We start from the raw sequence: 18,696 nt of genomic DNA, 5'->3' as shown, positions 1-18,696 counted from the left end.
CCGTAATGGAAAAATGGATTATTAAAGAGAGAAAGAACGTTTACCGCGGAAATATCTTTTTGTATGAAACCATTGTTGCCAATCATCCTACAAAACCAATTGGTGCAGGCCCTTATGATATTATCCGTCTTGCTGATTGGGTAAATATTGTTGCCATTACCGAAGACAATAAAGTCGTTCTTGTTAAGCAGTATCGCTTTGGAAAAGATGTAATCACAATCGAGACTCCTGCCGGTGCAGTTGAGCGCGGAGAAGATCCTCTTGCTGCAGCTAAAAGAGAGCTAGAAGAAGAGACTGGCTATATTAGTGACGAGTGGGAAAGCCTAGGGCCTGTAAGTGTTAACCCTGCCTTTATGAGCAATACTGCTCACTTTTATCTCGCAAAGAATTGTCGCCCAGATGGGAAGCAAAATTTTGATGAAGATGAAGATATCGAGCTAGAACTTGTTGCTGTAAATGATCTAAAAGATAAACTACAGGAAATAGATCACTCTCTTTCGGAGCTTTGTCTAAGTCGATACCTACTTAAGTCTTAGTTTCTTTTGTTCTTGCTATACTTCTTAGGTCTTGTTTGTCTTGTTTGGCCTTGAAGTTCAAACCAATCACTTTCATCAATTTCGTGATAATAGTCTGCTTCTTCAACAAGCAGGCTCGAAGTCGTCTCAGGGATTGAGGCGATTTCAACACGGACACCTTCTGCTCTTAAGTGGCGAACTAATTCGATATAATCAGAATCACCTGAAAGGATAATAATCGTATCAACCTTCGAGGCAAGCTGTGTCGCTTTAATTGTCAGAGGGATATCGGCACTCTTATGACATGGAATTACTGATCCATAGTAGTGATTGTGCAGACGCTCTGTTAGTTTAGAAGAGATATTCTTTCCTTCTCTAAAATAGATGAGGCGATTTAGCCCTCGATTATCTAAGAGTTTTGGGATGAGCGTATCAAAATTAACCATGGTATTTGAGTTATTTGTTACGCTGTGAATACTTCTTTCGATATTGTTGCCATCGATTAGGATGGCAACAGTTTGATTAATGAAAATTTCCATAAAATGCTTCACTTCCGTTTGATTGAACGTAGTCAGCGTGACATTTCTTAATTTGTGCTTCGATCATTTCAATACTCATTCCTTTGAAAATCTCGTTTAGCTCATCTTCATCAACGTCAGATCTACCTAGAGCACAAGCAGCTAATTCTTCTTTAAACATAATAGAAGGATCTTCTGGCTTACGCTTGTCAACTAAGAATCTCAATAGCTCACTGATATCAAGACGCTTGGCCTCAAAATCATTGAAGTATTTCTTAAACCATACGTGAGTCCAAGCGATATTAACTACACCTGGGTCTTTATGGTACTTTAATAGGTAGAAAAATGCTGTACGTCCAAAGGTCTTTAATTTACCTTTTAGTTTAGCAATACTAATGATTGCGTTCTTATATGCATCCTTATAACCACGATCTAATTCACCGCGGTCTAGTTTATTATCTGCATTTCTATCAAAACGAATATAAGTCGATTCGATATTTAACATTGCGCCAATAACAAGTGTGAAGTCTTTCTTTCTCCACCAAATCTTATCAACATCTTCAACACTTCTTGAGAAGATCTCAACACCTTTGATAAATTCAACAACATGCTCTCTGCTGTTGTTCTTTACATACTCTTTCAGGCGAGGGAAGTATTTTGAAAGATTCAGCTCGCTCTCACCAAATAATTTATCAAAGAATTTTGTACGAATACACTTTGAGTCCATTACTGAGAAGCCTGCTTCATCAACTCTAGTGTCACACTCTTTCTTCTCATAAAGATTTTCTTCTAAAAGAGTCGTGATCTTAGCTGCAGTAAAGATAAGTTCGATAAACTCACTTACTTCATCTAGGTTAATGAATAGGTCACCACCAGAAGTTGCCTGGAAAAGATCCGATAGAAGAAGAATATTTTCACCAAAAGTTTTAAAGTCTTCAGTCCAAAGTCCCATTTCTTCAAGAGCGGCCTTAAGTCCAACTAGTGCGTTGTTAAGTTGGTTATCTGATAAACCTTTTGACTGTCTTGGAGGAGTTGTATCACCCTCTGTCTTATAACCCTCTAGCATGTGTGGAAGCACATTTCTAAAGAGCATGATCGAATTGAAACCAGTCTTGTTTCTTACGATATTCGCCTGATAAGTAGGGAATCCGTCTTTATTTCTAAAGTAGCGATAGTCACGAGCAACTTTAGTAAACTCTTCAATAAGAACAACATATGATTTCTTAGTGATGTACTTATACTCTGGAACTTCTCTCTCCGTTGGGTACTCACGACGATCAATATAAAGTGGCTTAGGCGAATTCATTCTCTCGTCAAAGAATTGGAAAGTTGAGTCTGAGAATAAAAGTGTCTCAAAAGCACTATCTGCAATATCTAGGATGCGATTAACAGCATCACTTGTAATCATTAGGTCAAAATTCTCACTTCCCGGAGGATCAAGCTCTGAACAAATCCACTTAGAACTACCTTGCTTATCGGCATCGTAAGCTGGGTTTGGTTTACATGGAATTGGATACATCAGCTCTGAGCGAGGGATTGGATCAAAAATACGCTGAGTAAAGTCGATTAGTGTACGCTTAAAATTTGAAACTTTAAGAAGTTCACTTTCATCCTTTGGATTATCCGACTTGCGATTAAGCTCTTTAATTAGCTCATCACCAAATGAAAGGATCTCTTTTGCTGTAAAATAATTCTTCTTCTCTTCAATAGGGTGGAAGATTGAGCGAGTCTTACGAAGCAGCTCAAGAACTTTTGCAATATTTTGAACTGATTGAGTATCATCAGAGAAGTCCGTAAAGAAGGCATCATAAAGTACTTCTGCTAGAGATTCTGATTTCTCAGTTAAATAATAAAGATCATCACGATTTAGAATAAGGTTATTTCCACCTAGTACTAGACCTTTAAGTGCCATGGCCTCTGAGTAAAGCTTCCAGTTAAATGGTTCTTTAAACATTCCGCTTGATTCTTTAAGACGAGCAATAAGTGACTTGATAAGACCATCTTGGTTAACAAAGTCTTTATCCAGTAGGTAATTAGCTAGTTCCGTTTTAATCGAAAGGAATTGATTTACATATTCCTTTCTCGAAATAACTTTTCTTGCTGTCTTTGAGTCTTCGTCTTTAAATAGCTTAACATTCTCAATGTGCATATCAAGGAATGCTAGGTAGCGGTAAACGATTGCAACAACATTTACAGTTGATTTAAATTGCTTAAATGAAAGATAATCAATTTCTGGAGCAAGCCTTAGAATATTATCTTTATAGTTAAGAACAAGATTCTTAATGGCGATTCCCTTATCAAGGTCTTCTGGCTTACTAAAGAATTGTTCAATTAGCTTATTAATATCTGTAACAGTAATTACTTGGTCATTTTCAAGATCACTTAGAATAAGGTCTTGAACTGATCTAACTTGAGCTAAGAAAAAGTTGTTCTTTTCTAGTGGAGTCTTCTCAAGGTATTCCTTTGCAAGAAACTTAAGGTCAAAGAATAGGGCCGCAAGTGGATCTGTCTTTGTCAGAAGTGTCATTAACTCTGGGAATAGGAGAGTTTCACGGCTACCACCAGTTGTTACTACTTTCAGTGCCATAAATGACTTAACAACATCTTCGATTAGGTCGATGTCATAAAGCTTGATCGTATCATTAGCGAACTTAAGAACATTCATCTCGTGGTCACGAGGGATTGAAATATCTTCGTCTAGTAACTTCTTTGCATTCTCACTTAGGCGCCCAACTTCGGCACGGAATTGCTTTTTAATCTCAACTTTTCTATTGAAGTCTTTCTCTTCAATGTCTTTAACTAGATCATTTAAGACATTTACTGACTCAAAAGATCTAAGTGCAACGTTAACAACTCCAAGAGATAGCTCAACGTCTGCATAAGAGAAAACTTCTGGGTTTCCACGAATTAGATCTCTCTTTGCAAAACGAATAAGTGACTTAAGTTTAACGTTGGTATCTTTAGTCGTACCGAGAATTGTTGAAATAAAGTCATCATCTTCGTTAAAGAATTCATCAATAATATTGTTGATATCGGCAATCGTGATGATATTTTCTTCTTTTTGGTGCTCGTAAACATAGAGCTTAAGCTCTTCTAGGTTATTAGCAAGCTTGTTGAAGTATTCTGATCCATCTTCGAAGTATTCCTTTTTAAGGAAGAAGATATCGATTGTATTCTGTAGGAAAACTGGGAAGAAAGTAAAAAGTTGGGCAAACTCATCTGAGTCAACGTAGATACGTGAACCACCAAGAAATAGTTTCTTAGCAAATAGAAGAGAGTTTAGAAGTTCCTTACCAAGTTTGAAGTCTTTTAGGTCTCTTGTAATGTCGAGGATTAGACTTTGAATATCGATGGCCTGTGCAGGTCCAGGAATTTGTTGAAGGATTTCATTTAAGTTTGAAGAAAACGCATCGGCCTGTGCTCTTAAGATGGCAGAGGTCTTATAGTAATCTTCTTTTGATTTAACATCTTGTAGGTCTTTAACTGTTGCAACGATCTTAACAGCTGAACGGTTAAACTCTTTTAGGATTTGAAAGAAAGAATCAATTTTCGTGCGAGACATTTGTCCCGGAATATCTCTTTGTAAAAGAGTGTTTAATTTAAAAAGAAGATCAAGGCCTTCTATAATATCGTCAGCAGAACCTGCTGGGTTATCCATATACTTGCGAGCAAATTTCACGATATCTTCACGGAAGAAGAAACGATTATCTCTGGACTCAACATATTTGAATTTATTTAGTGTATCTTGAACGCAATTAAGGTCTTTTTCGATATTAACTTCGAATAATTTTTTGATACGATCCGTGTCGATTTTGCAACTAGCTGAAATTCCGTCATACTCGGCGATGTCTGCACCTTCGACAGGGTCATCGTTGACGAAACCACAAGACGAAACTAGTAGTGCTACCAGAAGGTAGGTAATGAAATCTCGTAATTTCAATAACTTATTGTGTTTAATCATAATTCCCTCACCCAAATTCTAGAAAATTTCTAGTTAAATGAAAAGGAATAACCGAATATTTTGAAATGTTTTTACGTAATGCGTTAAAAGTGTGCACAATTCCTAACACTATACTGTCAAAAGTGTTAACACCCAAGGTAATAGATACCAAATCCGAGTTAAAGACTTCTATTTACGAATCTTTTCTGATTTAATTAACTTTAATGAATAAATTCATCAAAAAAATTACATTACTATGCGTGTCGCTTTCTGGCCTTGCTGTCTACGCACAGCTAGATGGAAGTGTGTCATATGAGAAATTTCAACGATTAAATGACCCAGCTAAAAAGTCTGAGTATGACGACTGGGCCCAAATCGAAGGAAATTACGAGACAAGAGCGTGGAATGGTAAGGTTTATGGTGAATTTGCTGCTAGGGCCTATGTTACAAAAGAGCCTGCTTTCAACTTTTCAATGCCTGAAGCTTATATTGAGTTTAAAGATGAAGATAATCGTATCTCTCTTGGCCGCCAGCTTCTTAGATGGAATGAGAACGAAGATTACTGGCTACTTAGTACTCTAAATCCAAACCAAGGTTTCTACTTACTTTCTGAAAAGAAAGAAGGTCTAGTTGGTATTCAATACGATCGCAAATTTAATAAGAATTTAAATTTTTCAGTTTTCTTCTCATACTTCTTTGTTCCAGGAATGAATCCAGGGCTTGAAATTGAAGATGGGAATGTGTCGAGTAAGAGTGAGTGGGTAAGACTTCCACCAAAGTACACTGTGCTTGAAGGAAATGTTCTTCCTCTTTATTACACGATCGATATGCCTAATATCTATAATGATGTTGTAAAGAATAAGTCTCTTGGTTTTAGACTTTCTGGAACGAATGAGCAAAAGAGTTCTGAGCTTTCGGCCTTCTTTATCTATAAGCCACAAAATAGTCTTCAGATGAATGCTGATGCTCGCTTTGACCAAGATCGCGACGTTATTGCAGTTGATGCTTCACCGGTTGTTAACCACCATCTTTATTATGGAATTCAATATAAGCAGCAGTTAGGTGACGTGCAAATGGTTGCCGGTGTTGATATGAGTGATCCGACGGCGACTTTTGGAAACGACTTTAAGGTTGTTGACTTTAGCCGTGAAGAAAATAAGAAATTCGAATCTGAGTATTTCAATATTGAGCCTAACTACGAAAAAGAAAGTTACGCCTCTGTCTCATTTAACGTCAATCAAGGTTACTATATGTTTTCTTTAAACTATATCAACCTTCTGACAAATAATGAGCGTGGATCAGATGATTTCTTCTCTGATACTGCGAAGTGGAGTAATGCTCTTGGTATGCGTGGGCGTTATTATTTTAATGACTTCATCAATGTGATGGGGGATTTAAAGTATGACTTTGATCGCGATGATATCATCCTAAAGGCTGAAGCGACTTATGCTTTTTGGCGTGGTGCTGCTAGTTTAAATTTAGGTGCCGAGCTGATTAAGTCGCCAAATAAGAATTCTTATTGGTCGGCTTACCGAGCTAACGACACCATCTATTCGTCTTTGAAGTTTGCTTTCTAAAATTTGCTTTCTAAGCAGTTCCTGTCTGAACACTCCATAGTGCTTTATAAAGACCTTCTTGAGCGATAAGTTCTTCGTGAGTTCCACGTTGTTCAATCTTTCCTTCATTTAAAACACAAATCTGATCCGCATGAATAATTGTTGAAAGCCTATGGGCAACCATGACAGTAGTGCGTCCTTTTGTGATTGTTTTAAGAGAGCGCTGAATGGCCGCTTCTGTTTCATTATCAATGGCACTTGTGGCCTCATCAAAAATGAAAAGTTTCGGATCCTTTAAGATGGCACGTGCAATGGCAATACGCTGTCTTTGACCACCTGAAAGTTTTTGGCCGCGTTCACCAACGATTGTCTGATAGCCGTTAGGTAGAAGCTCGATAAAGTCATGTGCCTCTGCAAGTTTTGCGGCCCTCATGGCATCAACTTCAGATGCTCCTTGCGAGCCGTAGATGATATTTTCTAAGACAGTCCCATGAAAGAGGTAAGTTTCTTGTGAGACAAACCCAATGTGAGAGCGCAGTGAATTCTGCTTTAGCTCTCTAATATTGTGGCCATCAAAATTAACGGAACCAATTTGTGGATCATAAAAACGCTGAAGAAGTTTAAGCATTGTGGACTTTCCTGAGCCTGTTGGCCCAACAAGTGCAATAGTTTGTCCTTCTTCAATTTTAAGATTGATATCTTTAAGGCCAGTGTTGTCTTCTTCATCGTATTTAAAGTTAATACCACTAAATTCAACAGCTCCTTTAAATTCTTCAAGCTCTTTATCACCATCAGTTACTTTAACTTCTGTTTCAATTAGCTCCATCACTCGAGATGTTGAGGCCATTGACCTTTGGTAAAGATCAAAAGTTTCACCAAGTCTTGTTAGTGGCCAAAGTAGTCGTTGTACTAAGAAGATTAGAACAGAGTAAGAACCAACTTCTAGCTTACCATCAAGAACATCGATACCACCGATGATTAGAGTGAAGAGGAATCCACAAAGAACGGCCATTCTAATGATTGGACTAAAAGAAGAAGAGACGCGAATGGCATCTTTATTGGCCTTAGCATATTGATTTGATTGCTTCTCTAAGCGGTCATATTCGAATCTTTGAGCAACGTATGACTTAATCGTCATCATCCCTGCAATATTATTTACAAGCATACTCGCAAGTAGTCCGGCTTCACTTCTAACATTTTGATAGCGAGGTTGTACCTTCTTTTGAAAGTAGAAACTTCCCCAAAGAATAAATGGGACAGGTGTTAATGATAATAGGGCAATTTGCGGAGAAAGATAAAAGAAGATTCCACCGATAGAGACAACTGTTGTTAGGGTTTGAATAATATCATTGGCCCCAACATCTAAGAAGCGCTCTAGTTGGTTGATGTCGTCATTTAGAATTGTCGCTAAATTCCCAGAGTTATTATCTTGATAGAAAGAGATGTGTAAGTTTTGAAGATGATCGTAGGCTTCCATACGAAGATCGTGTTGAACTTCTTGGGCCAGTCCACGCCACCATAGTTTTAATAAGTATTCAAATAATGACTCCAGGGCCCAAATCACAAATGTGAGAAAACCTAGAATGTAGATTTGTTCAACTTTGTCTGTCACTCCCATGCCTGCAAGAAATGAGTCTTCTTGCTTGACGACTGTATCAACGGCAAGGCCGATTAAAAGGGGAGGAGCAATGTCGAATACTTTATTTAAAACTGAAAAGAACGAGGCCGTATAAATTTGGCCGCGCTTATTTTTAAAATGATTGATTAGTTTTTGTAATGGGGATTGAGTTTCCATTTAGACCTCGTATGCGTGTACTTTTATGTGTATGCATTATGGCCTATTATTCTCAATTTGAAAAAAGTTCCTCAGGTGTACTCAGATTATATTGAATCGAAGTGCTTTTTAAGTACACCTGAGGGGAATTTAGTCACCTTTCCTAGTGACTTACTTAGATTACTAAACTGCTGGCAAATTCAAAATTTCCCTTTCGTTCCTTATCTTTTGAAGAAGCGTCCCTCGCTTCTACAATAGTGCTTGCCTCTTCTTGGGCAGCTTCTGCAAAGTAGTTATCAATAGTTTGCTCATAGTCTTTTAGTAGTACTTCTTTAAGTTCTTCCTTAGATACTTTTAGAACACTACATACAGTATTTAGTGAACGTAGTGGTACTGAGCAAAGCCCACGTTCAATATTACTTATAAATTGCCCGTTCTTATAACCTAGGCGGTACGACAATCCTTGTTGTGACACCTTAGGTGATAAAGAACGTCTTTTGACTCTAATTAATTCAGCGATGTTCTCAAACACTCTTCTTTCTTTCATCCATAACCTCCAGTTTTATTATTTACCAACTATTGTTATTGGTACAACATGATGATAATATGTTTAGGCAATATTATTTACTTACAAATACGTAAGGTTTACTATGTCAATAAAATTAAAGGCTTATACATCTAATCATAAGAAAATCTTTAGGGAGGCGGAAATCGAGGCCCTCTATGGTGCCAAGTTTGAGTATTTAGATGAATTACCATTTGACCTTCGCCCTGGAGAAATTCTGCTTTTAGACCTCGATGAGATCACTGATGAGTTCATTGATATGGCCCAATATACAAGAGTTAAGTTCGTGACGCTGGTTGATACGCTTAAGCAGCACAACTTAAATCGTTTGCTTCCAATTGGTGGAAATTTATTTGCTGTTAAGGGCACACCATTTGAAGACTTCATGGAAATTCTCACAAGTCGCATTCATCAAATGGAGATGTTTAAGATACTTCACCTAGTTAGTCATACCGATGTTGAATTATTTCGCTTTATTCTAAGGGCAGGTAATGGAGAGAAGTCTAAATTAAGTGAACTTATTTTTGGCTCCACTAGTGAAAGTACGATGGACGTAAATTTAAGTCGTTTAAGAAAGAAGCTGCGTGATCCAAATATCGGCGATGACTTCTTTCGTATTATCACAAAGAGCGGAAGACTCTATGTGGTCAGTCGTTTAACGAATTACGAAATACCAAAACATTTATTAGAAAAAATTAAGATTCCTACCTAGTCGTTTCAAGTAAAATTACTTAGAGGTAGAAATGAAAATTTTGGCATACACAAGTGATAAGAGAAAACTCTTTCATGCGGATGCTATTGAAGAAGCGTTCGGACTTACCATTGAATACTTAGATGTCCTACCTTCTCAAACAGGAGTTGGAGAACTTCTTATTATTGAACTCGATACAATTCCAGATGAGCTCATTGAAGAAATCAAATATACCACTCTAAAATTTGTCTATGTGATCGATGACTTTACTCAGCCAAACCTTAATCGCTTTCTACCGCTTGGAGGAAACCTGTGTGTGCTAAAGAGCATGGGGGAGAAGGAGTTTATCGACGCCCTCTATGGCCGCTTTCACTTAATGGAAATTTACAAACTCTTTCACATCATAAGCCGAACTGACATGGAACTCTTTCGTCTCATCAATCGCGCGGGTAACGGAGAAAAGGGAAAGCTTACAGATATTCTCTTTGGTTCAACTAGTGAGAACACAATGGATGTGAGTTTAAGTCGTCTTAGAAAAAAACTTCGCGACCCTGAAATAGGAAACGACTTCTTTCGTATCATCACAAAGAAGGGAAGACTCTATTTAGTAAATCAATTAAATCACTATAAGATTGAAGATTATCTAATTGTGGAGTAAGTCTTATTTCTGACAGTGAGGACAGTAGTAAGTCCCACGTTGAGCAAGTGTGATCTTCTTAACTTCTGTCTCTTTACAAAGTCCACAAATCTTTTGATAGAACACCACAAGATTTTTTACACCTTCACCTTTTTCTCCAAACGCATCTTGATAGCCACCAGAGAAAGTCGTGCCACCAGTACTAATAGAATCATCTAAAACAATCTTTACTGCCATGAAAACTTTTTCAAGCTCAAGCTTTGTAAGTGTCTTCATACGACGAGTTGGGCGAACTCCCGCACGGGCGCATATTTCGCTGGCCATGTAATTTCCCACACCAGAAAAAAAGTTCTGCTCTAAAAGAAACGGTTTTAAAACTTTATTAGGCCTTTCTTTTTTAAGCATCAAAAGATACTCAAGTGTGAACTCTGCTTTTGAAACATCAGGTCCTAAGCGCGTAAGCCAAGTCGCTTCATTTGGTGGAGAGTAGAGATGAAAGACTCCAAAGCGTCTTGGGTCGATGTAGCCCAAGTGCAACGGGCCTTTGGCATTTGTTCCAATCAGTTTTATATGAGTGTGCTTTTCTGTAATTTCCTCCGTGGCAATTCGCCACGATCCCGACATCCCTAAACCTGAAATTGCACGCCATTCATTTCCGTCTTGATCAGTGAAGAAAAAGCGCAGAACTTTTCCTTGGCGCTCCACTCGCTCAAGAGTCATGCCTTTTGGATTGAAGTCCTTATCTTTCACAATCGAATCACTCACGTCAGAATATACGACGTCTTCGATCTCCATTGGGAGAACGTGTGAGAGTTGTGATTTGATGGTTTCGACTTCGGGTAATTCTGGCACTTTGAAAATCCTCTTTTGTGTGAGGAGTAGCTTAACATTTTCGAAAATTTATTTGAACTTTTTTTGACTTTAAAATCTTGAGGTGCAGTTTAGGTTGGAATTGTAAGGTGTTCATTTTGTTATTGGCGTGGTTTGAGATGGTATGTATGTGGTTGGAATTGTTGAGGTTATGGTGGTGTACGAGGGTTAAGTTTTGGGTGGGGAATGGCGATGGGATCCATTATATTTTATTTGGAGAGAAATTTGTTTCGAAATTTTATCGTATTCATCATTCTTATTTTTTCAATAAATGTTTTGGCCCATTCTGGAAGAACAAATTCTTCAGGCTGCCATAATAATAGAAAGACTGGTGATTACCATTGCCACAATTCTGGAACGTCTCGTTCAAGTCAGTATCAGAAGTCTCATCAAAATTATAATTTTAATAAAGTGAATAGTGCTTGTTGCAAAGTATGTCGTAAAGGCAAAGCGTGTGGGAACTCTTGTATATCGAGAACGTACCAATGTTATCAGCCGAAGGGATGTGCTTGTGATGGGTAGTAAAATTGGTGTGTTTTTTTATGTGTGGTCAACGAAAAAGCACCTGAACCAAGGTTTGAATCTAAATATGAGCTAAAGAAGATTGATATGGATTATTTTATAGAGGATTAATTATGGGAACATCTGTTTCGCAACCATCTCCTACAGCTAGTTCAGAAGGTGGGAATGAGTGGAATGACGTTAAAGATTCAATTAGGAATTTTACGAATATAGAAAATATAACTTCAAAACTTGTTGTTGCTTATGAATCTCAGTACGACGCTAGTGCTTCTGAGGTTATTGTCGACAGAGGTGTTGAAAGTGTAATCACATCTCTAGAAAGACAAATCTCAGCTAATACTTCAAGTGAAGAAAAAGTACTTAATATGATGCTGGCATCACGAAAGGAATTAGCCATAAATAACTGTAACTCTTTTTTTGCCGAAATCGCTTTATCAGCAGCATCTACAGCCTTAATGTCAAACAATGCAGATGTTATGAAGAAATTTGCATCAAATTACGCCAAAAGGATAATAGACTACATTGCCTCTCGAGACCTTCCTATGAATATTGGCACGAAGGGATTGACAAATTTAGGCTCTTTAGATCGCGTACTATCTAGTTCTGAACAATATTTTGAGAGTAAACTTAACCAATCACAGACTGGAACTATTACTGAAAAATTAAAAAGCATATTTACGCAGTCTGGAGAGGTCACGGATGAGTGAATATAATGTTTATGTAGACAGGTCAAAATTAGAGCTACAGATTAGCAATAATAATATTTATCTCCCTTATGCTAAAGATGGCAGATATTGGAATGATATTTGTCGATCAGTAAAGCTAACTTCTCAGGATGGAAATGCTACAGATGAGGTTCGGGATCTCGTGGATGTTTCTATTGCGATTTTCAACTTAGATAAATTGTGTCCAAGAGAGATGCGAGAAAGGTGGGTTAGGAGAATAAACATACATATAGGTCTCAGAAATGCGGCTGCGTTCAGACAAATAAAAGATAAACTTGAGTGGGCACTTAGCGTTCTTGGTGCGGATAACATAAACTTTGTAATTAGTGATTATGTTGATCAAGAATTTACTTCATTCCGTCCTAACAAATTCTCAAGAAAAATAAGGAATGCTACTGATATTTGTCTACTCTCTGGTGGCCAAGATAGTCTTGTAGGAGCTGCAAAATTACTTGATGAAGATAAGAATCTTATTTTTGTCCGTATAAACACAAACGATCGTGCAAATTTATCCCAGATTCAAGGGCATCTTGGAGTCGTTGAGAATGGATCATTTAACTTCTTTTCTCAAACAGCTGTAAATCCTGGTGACACACCTTACGAGAAAGAAAGTAGTCAAAGACTTCGTTCATTTCATTTTTTGAGTATAGCAAGTGTAATTGCAAAATTAAATAATCTTGAAGATATATACATAAATGAGAATGGCATTATGGCAGTTCACTTGCCCCTCGATGTAGCACGTTCCTCATCATTCTCTACTAGAACCGCATATCCTTTATTTTTAAAATTATTTGGTGAAGTTGTTAGTACATGGTTAGATACGACTATTAATATTAAAAATAAGTTAGCACTATACACGAAGGCAGAGGTTTTGGAACTTGGTTACAGTCTGAATATTGATGACGCAATAGATTGGACTGTTTCTTGTGCTCATTCAGGTACTATTCAACAAACTGTAAAAAAGCAGAGAAGCAAAGATTATTTAATGGCACCAACAGCAGATGAGTATCACTGTGGTTACTGCTTTCCTTGTGTGTTAAGACGATTGTCTATGTGGAAAAATGGCAAAGGTGATGATGATGTAATTTATGCAACGAATCCTTTTAAAGTAATAGTTGATGGCAGCGCAAAGGACTTCAAATTCGTTTATGAAGCTTCGACTGCAATTTTAGGCTTAATTAGATTTGTTAAGAAGTTTGAAGGGATGAGTAGAGCTGAAATAATTAGCGACTATCCTCAAGTGCTTGAGTGTGGATATGTATTAGGAGCAGGTTCGGTTGATGAAATTATTTTAATGCATGAGAGATTTAAAGATGATGTGTTTAACTATATCAATCAAGAAGCTAGTTATTTGCTTTTTCTACTAGATGATAATATTGCAAGTCAAATGGAAGAGCGTATGCAGAATATAGGAGTGGATGAACTTATGAACTCTGCTTTAAACAGAGCAAATGTAGAACTTACGGATGCATTTTATAAACAAGCTGAAAATATGTTCGATTTTCTAAGATTGAGAATTCAGGTTGCACTAGCTACCGGTCAAATGAATGAATCAGAAATGAAAACATTGGTTTCTAGAGTAATTGAGGAAATAGTGCCCAGTAATAGTAATGGAGTTACTAAATTAACAATGAGAGATAGTAGAGAGTTTAAAGAGAAAGTGTGGGGCAAAATTACAGATCAGCCATGCCCTCCCTTTTGGTGATGAGGTATATTATGAAGGATAAGAAAGACATTGATATCTATTCAAATGGTATGAGTAGTATGATTACAATTGCGACAGCAGGATTAGCTGCAGCTACAGCCTTGATGCAACTTAGAGGGGAAGGAGCAGGTTCTTCATTTTTATATATTTTAGCAATCATACTTTTCTTTGTTGCATTATTAACATGTTTCTTAACAATATCTGGAATTATTGGGCAAGCAACAAAGGATGACTACGATATAAACGTCAAAAACATTAAACTTCCAGCACTTGGCTCATTCTTCTTAGTTCTTCTTGGTTTTGTATTCCTTGCTAAGGGAGCATATGATATTTCTGAAAAAAATGTTACGACAGCTACATTAGAAGTGAGCCTAGTCGAAATATTAAAATGTGACTCTCTAGATGACACTAAAAAGCCTGCATGTTATGAGGCAATTATATCTAATAACCTAAATAAGATATCCATAGATAAGCTTGATTATTCTAATATGAACAAGAGTGAGAAAACGTGGGTTAAAAGATTTCTTTTGAAAAGCACCCAAGTTAAAGTAAAAAAATAATTGAACTTAAATATACACATACATTAAAATAAGTTCCAGGTGCTTTTTCTTTACGCAATGTCAGTGAAAAGGCACCAGGAACCAAAAAAACAACATTACCTAAAATGAGTCCTCTTAACCCTCAGTATAAAACTAAGAAAGAGAGTGTATCCCAAAAAAATATTCAGCGTTTGTTGAGACGTTTAAGGGTATTGGTGGAAAGCTATAACGACTAAAAAATATGTGAGGAATTATGGTAATTGAAGCGATTGCATTAAAGAAAGCTGCTGGCACTTTTACTGGAAAGGGTTTAGTTTTGCTCTTTAAGTATATCACGACCGAAAATATAGATTTAGATAAGCTGCTTAGAGAAGCGATTGCTTCGGCTCAGAGAAAAATTTGTGAGACAAAAGAGGTTATTGAAATTGACGTAAATGACTTTTTGAGTGAGATTCGTAAGATCGCTCAAGGTTGGGATCAGGTTGAAGACTCAAAGGTATCATTTATAAAAAAATTAGAGTCTGTAATTTTCGATGAAGGGTTAATCTATCATTCAAACGAAACAACAAGAAGACATTATTCAGATTACTTTGCGCAGCATTTTTGTTATTACCTTAGAATTAATTTAATTGAATCTCCTCAATTTTCAGCCGTTATTACAGCCTCTCATCAGTTAAATACTGAGACCAGCTTTGAGACTATTATTGGTAATCAAGAAGCTGAATCATCTAAAATGGATATCGTTTTGGAAAAATTAATTAAGTTGGAAAGGCTTGCGGGTAAGGAGGGGGGCACTATCTCGGCTCTTACTTCTAGTCCCCTGAACTCAAATGAGCCTTATTTTACCGGCGGTGATCTTGATGAAGTAGCTGATGAAGCTGTAATTGTTGAAAAAATTGAAGAGCTAGAAAAACTAAGGGCTGATAAAAATATAAATGAAGGTACTTCGAAAGGAAAGTTTCTCTTACCAAAGGTTCAGCAGAAGAGTGAGGCTTTATTAGATAAAGTCTTATGCTTAACTTTGAGTTTATATATAACGGGGGATCAAAGTGACTGGGAGAATGGTATTCAGTATTACGAGCAAGAATTAGATGAAAAGGTAAAAACAACTTACTCAAGAGTTCTTTATTCTGCACTACTAACAAACTTAAGTCAGCTTGATAAGGCTGATCATGTTTTAAATTCGCTTAAGCATACTGAGACGTTTGTTCTGTCAAACGATCGAAAAGATGTTCTTTGCCACATTAAAGCAATTATTCAACTGAATAGAAACAATATTTCAGAAGCAAAAAAAATAATTGAAGAATGCCGAAATAAAGAAGTCGAGGAGTACAAATACATAAAACTATTGGCACATAAAGGTGAAGTTGATGACAAGGTTCTTGAATTAGCTTTTCAAGTAATTAATGATAAAAGTAGTGACTTGCGTCTTGTCGGAAGCGCCACAGACTACATTCTGTCCTACTTTCAAGAGAAAACAAAAAAAAATGGTGACCCATTTAAAACCTTAGGAAAATCAAGGCTATATATTGAGGTTAGTTATAATGCTCTTAAGTCTAAACTTGAAAACGTAACCAATTTCAAAAAAGTTGATGCAAAAGTTGCTATAATTTGTTTTGTGAATTGTGGCTATCTTCTCAAGAAAAGAAATGAAATTATTCCACTTGCAAAGCTTGCAATTGCAAAGGGAGTCAAAGAACCACAACTAATTATAAATACCGCTCAATGCTGTTTCTTTGAGAATGATTTTGTCGAGACTCTAAATTTATTTAAATTACTTGATTTTGAAACGATCGTAAAGTTTGAAGGATTCTTTACTCTAATTGGTGCTGCTGAGAAAACAAATGATCTAGACTACCTTTACGAATTTGAAAAGCAAGTCGAATTGATTGGCCTTGATGTAGAACAAAAAGACAAAGTCCTTGCGCACTTATGGGAGGTTACGAAAGATAATGATTTTTTGTTGGATAACTATAATAAACTTGAAAAAAGATATCCTGGTTCAACTTGGATATATTTGATTCATGCAGAGAAACTCAGCTCGGCAGAGGATTTAGAGAAGGCCAAAAGCATTTATGAAAAGGGGATTGCTATTAACCCTATTGATGTAGCGTTAAAAGTATCCTACGCACGATTTGCCTTATATGATTTAAAGGACTTTTTATTGGCTGAGTCTATTTATGAAAAAATTATTGTTAGAGATTCTCCAAAATCAGAAATATATAACTATCTAAATACACTCTATGAGCTAAAGAAATATAATGAAATTATTAAGAAGGTGGATTCTTGGGATCCGGAAGAGGATGTCGGAAAGTTTCAAGCATTCAAAGCCTATGCTCTCTTGTACCTTGGTGATTTAGATGCATGTTTACTTCTTTTAGAAAAAATAGTTAATGACAATCCTAATGAAAAGCAATTTTTGCATAACTATATTACTGCATTATACAAAAAAGGAGATATCGAAAAACTTCTTGATATTCATGATCGATATATTAACTTATCTCCAGAAGATTATGAGGCAAGAATCAGATTCTCCCAACTTCTTATGTCAAAAGGTAAGTATGAAAAAGCTCTAATGCAAGCCAAAGTCGCCGCAAAACAAGCCTTTACCGTGGCTGAAGCACAATTTAACTTCTTTCTTGTTTTTCAAACTGTAAGTCAGAAAGAACCAAATAATCTAGTCATTTGCTCAGAAGAAAATATTACTTTCTATCAAGATATAATGAAAAACTTTAATAATCGTTTTCCAGAAAGTAATTTACTTCGTCCTATGAGAGTTGTTGATGAAGAGGGTAATTTAGAAATTGATAAGATAAAGGCCATGCTCAAAGAGCAGTCAGAATATTGTGATCAAATACTTGATATCTATAAAAACAAAAATATGCCTGTATCATATCTATCTGTTGCTCTAGGAAGGAATATGTATGAAATGTGGTCATTCCTTCTTGGAAATGGTGGATTGCGTGCAGATTTTGCAGACCAAAAGCGAATAAAAGAGGAGCTTCACCATCTAAATGAATATGATCCTAATATGGATATCTTAATAGATTCAACAGCTCTTATATCTTTTGCTAGTGCGAATATCCTCTCAAAGGTTCAGGGGTCAAGCCTTAACTTTGCCGTTACAACAAGTACAAAGGCAGAGCTTGTTTCATCAAAAGAAAAGCTTAAAATGTCACATGGTGAAATTATGACAATTGCCTATCATAATGGCCAAATGTTAAGAGAGGAAATAACGCAGGAGCAAGTAAACAGTGCGATTAATGTAATTGATGAAATCCTAAGTTTTATAGATAGCTGTAAAATCATTCCTGTTGACCTTAACTCAAGAACACGACAGATTGAAGTTCAAAATGTTGTCACTCAGGAATATCTGGAAATATTTGATATTGTCGAAAGAAAAGCAATATCGCTCTTATCTTTTGATGGAAACTTTCGAATGTTCTTGACCTTAAAAAAACTTCCTTCGGTTGGTGTTCAGGCAATCCTTCTTTATCTTGAGCAATGTGAGGCTATAAGTTATAAAGATTTCAACAGTGCGTTAATATATTTTTTACTACTTAACTACAAAGGGATTACTTACTCTACCATTATTGTTAGAGACTATTTGCTTAATGATCATGATGACAAAAGAAAGGAATTACTTTTAAATCGTATTTTAGAAGGTTCTGATTTTAATTCTCAAGATAGCTTAACTATTTTTATTGCTGAACTTTTTGCAGAGCTAAGCTTAAAAGGTGAAACTAGCTTTAATGAGGTAATTGCTCAGTCTATAAAAGCAGGTTCCTCGTCGGATCAACAAATAAGGATTTTTGCAATAAGAGTCTATTTTGTATATTTGGGTAGTGAGGCTTATACAGGTAATGCCAAAAATCTTGATAAATCTTTTGACTCCTTAAATTTAGAGCTGTCTTCTGGTATAAAAATAGCTTCCAGTGTTCCCAAAGAGTGGCTTCATCAAATTCATGAAGATGAACTTAATAAACAAAGAGAAGAGTTTGGAAAAAGATTAAATAACAAACCCAATAATTGAGAATTGGTTGATGATTCGTATAGTAATGAGGGGCATATAATTTGGAGTTTGCTCACAGGTTAATTCTTTCAGTAGATTTAAGTAAAATACAATTAACGTTCCAAGT

14 protein-coding genes are annotated in these 18,696 nt (G+C 36.4%); 9 read left to right on the top strand and 5 right to left on the bottom strand.

Annotation, left to right across the window (positions count from 1 at the left end; genetic code table 11):
* Positions 1-5: 5 nt before the first annotated feature.
* The gene (locus ACMAYX_RS05050; RefSeq protein ID WP_103216606.1) at positions 6-536 is read left to right on the top strand and encodes an NUDIX hydrolase; all 531 of its coding nucleotides are present in this window, start codon (positions 6-8) and stop codon (positions 534-536) included.
* Here ACMAYX_RS05050 and ACMAYX_RS05045 read toward each other — a convergent pair.
* Positions 533-1,054, bottom strand: coding sequence for an NYN domain-containing protein (locus ACMAYX_RS05045; RefSeq protein WP_103216607.1), 522 nt, complete (start codon positions 1,052-1,054; stop codon positions 533-535). The genes ACMAYX_RS05050 and ACMAYX_RS05045 overlap by 4 nt on opposite strands.
* Entirely contained in the window at positions 1,038-4,994 is a 3,957-nt protein-coding gene (locus ACMAYX_RS05040) for a hypothetical protein (RefSeq protein WP_412469817.1), read from the bottom strand. The genes ACMAYX_RS05045 and ACMAYX_RS05040 overlap by 17 nt, the downstream gene beginning before the upstream one ends.
* A 203-nt stretch (positions 4,995-5,197) precedes the next feature.
* Here ACMAYX_RS05040 and ACMAYX_RS05035 point away from each other — a divergent pair, with 203 nt between their 5' ends.
* Positions 5,198-6,550: a hypothetical protein gene (locus ACMAYX_RS05035; protein WP_146037754.1), complete on the top strand. Its 1,353-nt coding sequence runs from the start codon at positions 5,198-5,200 to the stop codon at positions 6,548-6,550.
* Between the two features lie 10 nt (positions 6,551-6,560).
* Here the strand turns inward: ACMAYX_RS05035 and ACMAYX_RS05030 are convergent, their stop codons facing one another.
* Together ACMAYX_RS05030 and ACMAYX_RS05025 are read right to left on the bottom strand one after the other, a co-directional pair.
* Positions 6,561-8,324 carry an ABC transporter ATP-binding protein gene (locus ACMAYX_RS05030; RefSeq protein WP_103216610.1) on the bottom strand — a complete coding sequence of 588 codons (1,764 nt, stop codon included), beginning with the start codon at positions 8,322-8,324 and terminating at the stop codon, positions 6,561-6,563.
* Between the two features lie 154 nt (positions 8,325-8,478).
* The gene (locus tag ACMAYX_RS05025) at positions 8,479-8,850 is read right to left on the bottom strand and encodes a hypothetical protein (RefSeq protein WP_103216611.1); all 372 of its coding nucleotides are present in this window, start codon (positions 8,848-8,850) and stop codon (positions 8,479-8,481) included.
* Positions 8,851-8,953: 103 nt separating this feature from the next.
* Between ACMAYX_RS05025 and ACMAYX_RS05020 the strand changes: the two genes are divergently transcribed.
* Positions 8,954-9,580 (top strand): hypothetical protein, encoded by a 627-nt coding sequence (locus tag ACMAYX_RS05020; protein WP_412470832.1) that lies wholly within the window; start codon positions 8,954-8,956, stop codon positions 9,578-9,580.
* Between the two features lie 31 nt (positions 9,581-9,611).
* On the top strand, positions 9,612-10,217 hold the full coding sequence (locus tag ACMAYX_RS05015) for a hypothetical protein (RefSeq protein ID WP_412469814.1): 606 nt from the start codon (positions 9,612-9,614) through the stop codon (positions 10,215-10,217).
* Positions 10,218-10,220: 3 nt separating this feature from the next.
* Here ACMAYX_RS05015 and ACMAYX_RS05010 read toward each other — a convergent pair whose 3' ends face one another.
* On the bottom strand, positions 10,221-11,048 hold the full coding sequence (locus ACMAYX_RS05010) for an Fpg/Nei family DNA glycosylase (RefSeq protein ID WP_412471637.1): 828 nt from the start codon (positions 11,046-11,048) through the stop codon (positions 10,221-10,223).
* Between the two features lie 204 nt (positions 11,049-11,252).
* On the opposite strand from ACMAYX_RS05010, the gene ACMAYX_RS05005 reads away from it, so the two are divergent.
* The 5 genes from ACMAYX_RS05005 (at position 11,253) to ACMAYX_RS04985 (ending at position 18,590) form a co-directional block, all read left to right on the top strand.
* A complete protein-coding gene (locus ACMAYX_RS05005; protein WP_412471636.1) occupies positions 11,253-11,588 on the top strand; it encodes a YHYH domain-containing protein in 336 nt (111 codons plus the stop codon).
* A gap of 113 nt (positions 11,589-11,701) precedes the next feature.
* Positions 11,702-12,295 carry a hypothetical protein gene (locus ACMAYX_RS05000; protein WP_021265875.1) on the top strand — a complete coding sequence of 198 codons (594 nt, stop codon included), beginning with the start codon at positions 11,702-11,704 and terminating at the stop codon, positions 12,293-12,295.
* Entirely contained in the window at positions 12,288-14,018 is a 1,731-nt protein-coding gene (locus tag ACMAYX_RS04995; protein WP_412471635.1) for a hypothetical protein, read from the top strand. Before ACMAYX_RS05000 ends, ACMAYX_RS04995 begins: the two co-directional genes overlap by 8 nt.
* An 11-nt stretch (positions 14,019-14,029) precedes the next feature.
* Positions 14,030-14,578, top strand: coding sequence for a hypothetical protein (locus ACMAYX_RS04990; RefSeq protein WP_412471634.1), 549 nt, complete (start codon positions 14,030-14,032; stop codon positions 14,576-14,578).
* 232 nt (positions 14,579-14,810) lie between these two features.
* On the top strand, positions 14,811-18,590 hold the full coding sequence (locus ACMAYX_RS04985; RefSeq protein WP_412471633.1) for a tetratricopeptide repeat protein: 3,780 nt from the start codon (positions 14,811-14,813) through the stop codon (positions 18,588-18,590).
* The last annotated feature ends 106 nt before the right edge of the window (positions 18,591-18,696 follow it).

The organism is Halobacteriovorax sp. RT-2-3 (assembly GCF_047085075.1).
Lineage (GTDB): Bacteria > Bdellovibrionota > Bacteriovoracia > Bacteriovoracales > Bacteriovoracaceae > Halobacteriovorax_A.
This window is presented reverse-complemented; position numbering and strand designations above follow the sequence as displayed.